The following is an 8,248-nucleotide window of genomic DNA, read 5'->3' on the forward strand; positions in this document are numbered from 1 at the left end:
ATTCTCGATGGGCTAAGCGTCCTTTTTCGTCCGCGTGAGGAAGGCCAGGGACAGTGCCGCCGCCAGCGCGGACACGCCCGCCACCACCCACATGCCGGTGTGGATGCCCGCGTTGAACGAGGCGTTGACGGCCTCCGTCACCGCTTCCGTGGAACGGCCGCTGCCGTTGCCGCCGCTCCGCGCCACCTCGACGACCGTCGACGCGACCTCCGGGGGCACGTGCGCCGCGTCGAGCCTGTCCGGGAGCACGCCGATGAAGCGCACGGCGAGCACCGAGCCCAGCACCGAGGTGGCGAGCACCGAGCCGACCTGCCGGAAGGCGGTGACCGCGTTGGAGGCCGAGCCCATCTGCGCAGGCTCGACGACCGCGAACGCGGCGGCCGTCGACGGCGCGACCACGAGGCCGCTGCCCAGACCCAGCAGGGTCAGGCCCAGGGCCGTGATCCCGTACGCGCTGTCGGGCTGCTGCGCGACCAGGACGACCGCGGCCGCACCCGTGACCAGGGAACCGGCGGCCAGCAGCCGGCCCGGCCCCACCTTCGCCGCGATCCGCTGCGCCACCAGGGTGGACAGCACGAACGAAACCATCGCGGGCAGCAGTTTCAGGCCCGTGGCCATCGGCTCGGTGCCCTGGACCCGCTGGAGGAACAGCACTTCGAGGAAGACGATGCCGACGAAGGTGAAGAGCGCGCTCGCCGCCACCACCAGAGTGGCCGAGACCCGCAGCGAGCCCATCATGCGTACGTCCAGCATCGGCACGGGGGCCCGCCGCTCCACCAGTACCAGCCCCGTCAGGGCGGCCACCGCGACCGCCAGCGAGACCACGACCACCGGGTCGTCGTACCCCAGCCGGCCGCCGACGGCGATCCCGTACACGAGCGTGCCCAGACCGACGACGGACAGGAACTGGCCACCCAGGTCGAGCGCCCGGTCCGGAACCTTGGTCTCCTTCACCGCGTATAGCGCCATGGCCACCGTCACCACGGCGACCGGCGTGTTCACCAGGTACACGGCCGGCCAGTCGAAGCGGTCGAGCAGCGCACCGCCGAGCAGCGGTCCGACCGCGAGGCCGACGCCGGACATGGACACCCAGATCGTGATGTAGCGCAGCATCCGCGGCAGATCGACGAAGAAGGTCGTGGTGATGATGGCCAGCGACGTCGGCAGCACCAGCGCGCCGCCGACCCCGCTGATCGCCCGCCCGACCAGCACCTGCGGAAACCCGCTCGCGGTCGCCACCACCAGCGAGCCCGCGGCGAGCGCCACCACACCGGTGACGAACACCCGCCGCCTGCCGAACCGTTCGCCGAGCGCACCGCCCGAGAGCACACAGGCCGCCACGACCAGGGTGTACGTGCTCGACACCCAGCTCAGGTCGGCCGGCGCGACCTGCATGTCCAGCTGCAGGGCGCGCAGCGTCGAGATCGCGGCCGTGACCTCGATGAAGGACATGAACAGACCCAGGCAGGCGACGGCCAGCACCATCGTCCCGTGGGGAATGACCGGCTTTGCGGGCGCGTCGGCCGCAGTCTGTCCCGTCACGGCGCTCACCGGCCCTCCTCCTTGCTCTTCAGCCGTGCCACCGCGTCGTCCCAGCCGGCGGGCAGGCTGTCGTGGTCGGCCGGATAGAAGACGAACACCGAACGGTCCATCACCTTCCGCAGCCGGGAAACGATCCGGGCGTGCGGGTCCGAGCGCGAGAACGTGTCGAGGGCCTCCTGGCCGCTCCACGCGGACAGGGTCCAGAAGGTCTTCTTCAGCGGCTCCGCCCGCAGCGAGGCACCGATCACCCCGGGCGCCGACCGCACCTGCTTCCACACCACCAGCGACAGCAGGAAGAACCGGGGAACGTGGAGCAGCGAGGTGACCTGGAGCTTGGAAGCCATGACCACGGCTTGGCCGGAGTCGGCGGTCGCATCCTTGGCGGCGGCCCCGGGCATCCAGGGAATGGTGGGCATGGAGCTCTCTCCTCTACTACGGCATGGAACGCGGGATCACGGGATCAGGGCACAAGTACCAGCCTCAGAGAAGAGCCCGTCGTGTGGTTCTTCCGGACAGCCGCGGAGGATGAACTTCGGCTCGCACGAAGAGTTGGCTCGATCCCGTCCGGTACGCGGGGACGTTCGGATCCGGACACCGCACTTCCCCGCCATCGGCCTTTCCGATGGCGACCCGCGCATCCGCGATGCGCCGATTGACCCCCGTCAGGCCGCCGCCCTACGTTTCGAGCCGTGCCGGCCCGCCATCGCCGCCGCCGTCACCACCCACACCGCTGTTGTCGCACTCCGCCGTAACCGTCGTCGCCGCGGGAGACACACGCGACGTTCCGCCCCCAGAGGTCTCACTCCTCTGCGCTCCAGCCGCCGTCGCGCAAGGCGACCGGTTCCACGATCAACGCTCGAGCCGAAGGGCTGCCTGCCATGACCACCCGTGTCGCTGTCGTCGGTGCCGGCATATCCGGACTGTCCGCCGCCCACCACCTGCCAGACGACGTCGAAGTCACCGTGTACGAGAAGGACGACCGGCCCGGCGGCCACGCGCTGACCGTCGAGGTCGAGGAGGAGGACGGCCGCACGATCGGCATCGACACCGCCTTCGTGGTGTTCAACTCCCGTACGTATCCCCAGATCACCGCCTTCTTCGAGGAGCTCGGCGCTCCCGCCCTGGACCACACGGGCGGCTTCGACTTCTTTGACCTCGACCGTGGCCTCGACTACGGAACGTCCGAGTTCGAACTCTCCGAGGAGGAGATCGCGCAGCGCTATCCGGCCGATTTCCTCACCCTGTGGCGGGACGCCGAGCGCTTCCACCGCGAGGCGCCGCGCGACTTCCTGCGCAAGCGCACCGACATGGCGCTCGGCGAGTACCTGCGGCGCGGTGGCTACTCCGACGCCTTCAAGTACGGCTACGTGGTGCTGCTCGCCACCGCCGTCTGGTCGGTGCCCGCCGAACTCATCTGGGAGATGCCCGCCACCACCGTCATCGCCTTCTTCATGTCGCACGACCCGGGTGGTCTCGGGGGACGCACCGTCGCCTGGAAGACCGTCGCCGGCGGCAGCATCGAGTACGTGCGCCGGGTCGTCGCGGGCATCAACGGCAAGGTGCGCACCTCCAGCCCGGTCACCCGGGTCCGCGAAGAGGCGGACGGCGTGGTCATCGGCACGGCCGACGGCGAGGAGCGCTACGACTACGCGGTGCTGGCCTCGCACGCCGACCAGACCCTCGCGATGCTCGAAGCGCCCAACGCGCTCCAGGCCGACATCCTGGGCAAGGTCCGCTACAGCTCCACCAGCGCCGTCCTGCACACCGACCCGGCCGCCATGCCGCCCCGCCGCGAGCGCTGGCAGAGCTGGAACTACGGACTCAAGACGGTCGACGGGCGCACCCGCACCTGGGTCGCGTACTACATGAACTCGCTTCAGGGCTTCACCGCCCGCAAGGACTACTTCGTCACGCTCGACTCCCCGATCGTCCCGCGCGACGAACTCGTCATCCGCGAACTGCCGTTCACCCACCCGATCATCAATCTGGACGTGCGCACCATGCAGCGCACCATCTACGCGGTCAACGACACCGGCCGGATCAAGCTCGCCGGCTCGTACTTCCACTCGCCGAAGATCGGCCACGACCTGATCGGCTCCCACGAGGCCGGATTCGTCTCCGGACTGAAGGCCGCCGAGTCCATCGCCCGTGACATCAATCCCCGCGACATCAAGAAGTGAATCGAGGTAGTCCCATGCAGACTGTCACCGCAGCGGAAGCACAGGCCTGGCTGGTCGAGAAGCTGGCCGTCCGGCTCGACGTCGAGCCCTCCCAGATCGACGTAGACCGCTACTTCGACGAGTTCGACCTCGACTCGACCGAAGCCCTCATCCTCGCCGGTGAGCTGGAGAAGTGGCTCGGCTTCGAACTGGAGGCGACCGCGCTCTGGTACCACCCGACCGTCGCCGCGCTGTCCGGGCACATCGCCGAGGAGAGCGCGCGCAATGTCGCGGCGGCCTGACCCGACCACCCCCCGACCCGTCCTGCGCACCCTGCGGGACGCGGACGGGGCGGCCGCCCACCGGATCTGCGCCGTACATCCGGGCGCGCTCGCGGCCGGTGAGTGGGGGCCCCTGGCCGGGCGGCTGCCCGCGGACACCGCCCTGTACCTGCTCGACCTGGGCAGCGTCCCCGAGTTCCTCGCCGCCGCCCTCGACCCCCGCGCGCCGGTCATCCCCATCGGGGACCTGGCCGCCCGCTGCCTGGACGAACTCGCCGGGGCGCGGATCGACTCGGGACCGTTCACCCTGGTCGGCTGGTCCTTCGGGGGCGTCGTCGCCTACGAGATCGCCGCCCGCCTCGACGCGGCCGGGCGCGGCGCACTCCTGCGGGACCTCGTCCTGCTCGACAGCATCGCGCCCGTTCCCGCCTTCAAGCGCACCGACGAACTGCTCGACGCGGCGATGCTCCTCGACTGGTTCACGATGTACCTCGGCGCCAAGCGCCGCCGGCCGTTCACCGTGAGCGTCCCGCCCCTCGCCGCACCCGAGGACGGACTGCCCCAGGTGCTCGCCGCGGCCATCGCCCAGGGCCTCCTGCCGGAAGGCACGGAGCTCGCCGGACTGCGCAAGCTGTACGCCGCCTACCAGGGCGGCCTGTCCCGCAACAACCGCTGCACCGCCCCGTACGAGCCCGGCCCGCTCGACCGGCCCCTCACCCTCGTCAAGCCGGAGCGCTCGCTGCTCCCCGACGAGGGCGACCTCGGCTGGAGCGGCCTCAGCAGCCACCCCGTACGAGAGACGGGCGTCCCCGGCGACCACTACACGATGCTCCGGGACCCCGGAGCCGTGAGCGTGCTCGCCGGCCTGCTGGCCGGCTCCGCCGTCGTCTGAACACACCTTGTGCATCCGTGCCCTGCCCACCCGCGGCACTTGAATGAGAGGACCGTCGTGCACCACTCACGTCTGGCCGAGACCCCCATCGCCATCGTCGGGTTGGCCGGCCTGTTCCCCCAGTCGCGCAACCTGCGCGAGTTCTGGCACAACATCGTCGACGGCAACGACTGCATCGAGGACGTTCCGGACAGTCACTGGAACCTCGACGACTACTACGATCCGGACCCTGCGGCCGAGGACAAGACCTACGCCCGGCGCGGCGGCTTCCTGCCCGAGATCGCCTTCAACCCCATGGAGTTCGGCCTGCCGCCGAACACCCTGGAGGTCACCGACATCCTCCAGCTGCTCTCGCTGACCGTCGCGCGCGACGTCCTGCGCGACGCCGGCACCGAGGGCTCCCGATGGTACGACCCCGCGCGCACCGGGGTCATCCTCGGCGTCACCGGCGCCAACTCGCTGACCCAGCCGCTCTCCGCGCGCTTGCAGACGCCCGTCCTGAAGGAAGTGGTCCGCAGCGTCGGGCTCAGCGAGGCCGAGGCGGACGAGGTCGCCGAACGCTTCAAGAAGGCCTACATCCCGTGGGAGGAGAACTCCTTCCCCGGCATGCTCGGCAACGTCGTCGCCGGCCGCATCGCCAACCGCTTCGACCTCGGTGGCACCAACTGCACCGTGGACGCGGCCTGCGCCAGCGCCCTCGCCGCGGTCAAGCTCGCGGTCAGCGAGCTGATCGAGGGCCGCGCCGACCTGATGATCACCGGCGGCTGCGACGCCGAGAACACGATCCTCATGTACATGTGCTTCAGCAAGACCCCGGCGTTCTCGAAGAACCAGATCATCCGGCCCTTCGACGAGTCCGCCGACGGGACGCTGATCGGTGAGGGCATCGGCATGCTCGCCCTCAAGCGGCTCGCCGACGCGGAGCGCGACGGCGACCGGATCTACTCCGTCCTGCGCGGCATCGGCACCTCCAGCGACGGCCGTTTCAAGAGCATCTACGCCCCGCGTGCGCAGGGCCAGCAGCTCGCCCTGCGCCGGGCCTACGAGGACGCGGACGTCGCGCCGGGCTCCGTCGAGCTCTTCGAGGCGCACGGCACGGGCACTGCCGTCGGCGATCACACCGAGCTGTCCGCCCTCGGCTCGTTCGTCGCCGAGGGGCAGGAAGCCCGCGGCTACGCCGCCATCGGCAGCGTCAAGTCCCAGATCGGACACACCAAGGCGGCCGCCGGCGCGGCCGGCCTGATCAAGCTGTCGCTCGCCCTGCACCAGAAGATCCTGCCGCCGACCATCAACGTCGAGAAGCCCAGCAAGGCGGTCGACCCGGCGGAGACCCCGTTCTACGTCAACTCCGAGGCCCGCCCCTGGATCGCCGACCCCGGCCGCGACAAGCGCCGGGCCGCAGTGTCCTCCTTCGGCTTCGGCGGCACCAACTTCCACATGGTCCTGGAGGAGCACGACACCGCCGGCGCCAAGGTGCTCGGCCCCGTCGCCCGCACCGGTCTCTGGCACGCGGCCGACCCCGAGGCCCTCGCCCGCCGCCTGGAGCAGGGCTCCGCACCCGACCCCCTCGGCTGGGTGCCGGTCGGCGACGCCCGGATCGGCATCGTGGCCCGCTCGGACGCGGAGTTCGACGAACTGCGCGCCACCGCGGTCGGGTTGCTGCGGGCCAAGTCCGGCGCCACCGCCTGGCAGCACCCCAAGGGGATCACCTACCGGCGCTCCGCGCTGCCCGCCGGGACGAAGGCCGCCGCGGTCTTCGCCGGCCAGGGCAGCCAGTACACCGGCATGGGCCGGCAGGCGGCGCTCGCCGTCCCGCCGGTACTCGCCGCGTACGACCGGGCCAACCGGTTCGCCACCGGCGCCGAGACCCTCGGCCGCGTCGTGTTCCCGCCGCCGGCCTTCGACGACGCGACGCGCAAGGCGCAGGAGGAGTCGCTGCGGCGCACCGAGTTCGCGCAGCCCGCGATCGGCGCGCTGTCCGCCGGCCAGTTCGCCTGGTTCCGTGAGCTCGGCTTCGCGCCCCAGGGCGTGATCGGCCACTCCTTCGGCGAGCTGACCGCGCTGTGGGCGGCGGGCGCGCTGGACGACGCCGGATTCGCCGAGCTGGCCCAGGCCCGCGGTCTCGCGATGGCCCCGCCCGCGAACGCCTCCGCCGACCACGACCCCGGCGCCATGGCCGCCGTACGCGGTGAGCTGAGCGCGGTGCAGGCCCTCGTCGCCGGCTACCGGGACGTGACCGTCTGCAACATCAACGCCCCCGGCCAGATCGTGGTCGGCGGGCCGACCGCCGAGATCGACCGCCTCGTCGCGGACGCTGCGAGCGGCACGATCCCCGCGAAGCGGCTCCCCGTATCCGCGGCCTTCCACACCCGGTTCGTCGCCCACGCCGCCGACGCCTTCCGCGCGGCCGTCGACCGCGTCGACCTGGCCGCGCCGCGCATACCCGTGTACGCGAACACGCCCGGCGCGTCCTACGGCGCCGACACGGTGGCGGGCCGACGCACCCTCGTCGACCAGCTGCTGCGGCCGGTGGCCTTCGCCGACCGCATCGAGGAGATGTACGCCGACGGCTTCCGGGTCTTCGTCGAGTTCGGCCCCAAGCGGGTGCTCTCGGATCTGGTGGACCGCGTCCTCGAAGGCCGCGAGGGCGTCGTGACCGTAGCCGTCGACGGCGGCCCCGCCAAGGACGGCGAGATCGCGCTCAAGCGCGCCGCGATCGAACTGGCCGTCCTCGGCCTCCCGATCTCGGGCATCGACGACCACACGGCCGCGGTGCCGGAGGTGCCGGCGGGCAAGGGCATGGCGATTCCGCTCCGCGGCATCAACTATGTGACGGCCGCGCGGCGTTCGGCGTACCAGGAGGCGCTGGCCGAGCCGGTGCGGGAGGTGCCGCCGACGGCTCAGCCGGCCGTGGCCCCGGCCGTCCCGGCCGAGGGTTCGGCCGATGGACTGAGCGAGGTCGTCCGCGAGGGGCTCGATCTGCAGGCCGAGATCCTCGACGCGCACGTAGAGACGATCCGCGAGGCGGTCAGCACGCTGGAACGGTCCGTTCGCTCCGGCACCCACCCCGACGCGAACGCCGCGCTGCGGCTCATCGAGCAGCACGGCGCGTCGATCACGTCGGCGCACGAACGCGCGACGCGACTCCTGATCGAGGCGCTGAGAGGGGAAGAGCAGCCGCCGAGCGAGCCGGAGGTCTCCGTCCCCGTCGTGGTGGTTCCTGCTCCTGCTCCGGCTCCTGCTGTAGAGGCTCCGGCTCCGGCTCCGGTTCCGGTTGCTGTGGATGTGGCGGTGTTGGGTGCGCTGCTTGAGGTGGTGGCGGAGAAGACGGGTTATCCGGTGGAGATGTTGGAGCCGGGTATGGATGTGGAGGC

6 protein-coding genes are annotated in these 8,248 nt (G+C 71.2%); 4 read left to right on the top strand and 2 right to left on the bottom strand.

Going from position 1 to position 8,248, the window contains the following annotated elements; all coding sequences use genetic code 11:
• Positions 1-12: 12 nt before the first annotated feature.
• Positions 13-1,551, bottom strand: coding sequence for an MFS transporter (locus tag ACIQK6_RS12725; RefSeq protein ID WP_402694768.1), 1,539 nt, complete (start codon positions 1,549-1,551; stop codon positions 13-15).
• Positions 1,548-1,958, bottom strand: coding sequence for a DUF3291 domain-containing protein (locus ACIQK6_RS12730; protein WP_329100020.1), 411 nt, complete (start codon positions 1,956-1,958; stop codon positions 1,548-1,550). The genes ACIQK6_RS12725 and ACIQK6_RS12730 overlap by 4 nt, the downstream gene beginning before the upstream one ends.
• A 462-nt stretch (positions 1,959-2,420) precedes the next feature.
• On the opposite strand from ACIQK6_RS12730, the gene ACIQK6_RS12735 reads away from it, so the two are divergent.
• The 4 genes from ACIQK6_RS12735 to ACIQK6_RS12750 all read left to right on the top strand — a co-directional run.
• Positions 2,421-3,722 carry an FAD-dependent oxidoreductase gene (locus tag ACIQK6_RS12735; RefSeq protein ID WP_329100019.1) on the top strand — a complete coding sequence of 434 codons (1,302 nt, stop codon included), beginning with the start codon at positions 2,421-2,423 and terminating at the stop codon, positions 3,720-3,722.
• Between the two features lie 14 nt (positions 3,723-3,736).
• On the top strand, positions 3,737-4,003 hold the full coding sequence (locus ACIQK6_RS12740; RefSeq protein WP_329100018.1) for an acyl carrier protein: 267 nt from the start codon (positions 3,737-3,739) through the stop codon (positions 4,001-4,003).
• The gene (locus ACIQK6_RS12745) at positions 3,987-4,874 is read left to right on the top strand and encodes an alpha/beta fold hydrolase (RefSeq protein WP_402694769.1); all 888 of its coding nucleotides are present in this window, start codon (positions 3,987-3,989) and stop codon (positions 4,872-4,874) included. The genes ACIQK6_RS12740 and ACIQK6_RS12745 overlap by 17 nt, the downstream gene beginning before the upstream one ends.
• 57 nt (positions 4,875-4,931) lie before the next feature.
• On the top strand, positions 4,932-8,248 hold a 3,317-nt coding region (locus tag ACIQK6_RS12750; protein ID WP_402694770.1), incomplete at its 3' end, for a beta-ketoacyl synthase N-terminal-like domain-containing protein.

This window comes from Streptomyces sp. NPDC091682 (genome assembly GCF_044756625.1).
GTDB lineage: Bacteria > Actinomycetota > Actinomycetes > Streptomycetales > Streptomycetaceae > Streptomyces.

What these genes read in the sequence shown, in the direction of transcription:
- ACIQK6_RS12735 (WP_329100019.1), top strand. Translation starts at nt 2,421, where the DNA reads ATGACCACCCGTGTCGCTGTCGTCGGTGCCGGCATATCCGGACTGTCC.
- ACIQK6_RS12745 (WP_402694769.1), top strand. Translation starts at nt 3,987, where the DNA reads ATGTCGCGGCGGCCTGACCCGACCACCCCCCGACCCGTCCTGCGCACC.
- ACIQK6_RS12730 (WP_329100020.1), bottom strand. Translation starts at nt 1,958, where the DNA reads ATGCCCACCATTCCCTGGATGCCCGGGGCCGCCGCCAAGGATGCGACC.
- ACIQK6_RS12740 (WP_329100018.1), top strand. Translation starts at nt 3,737, where the DNA reads ATGCAGACTGTCACCGCAGCGGAAGCACAGGCCTGGCTGGTCGAGAAG.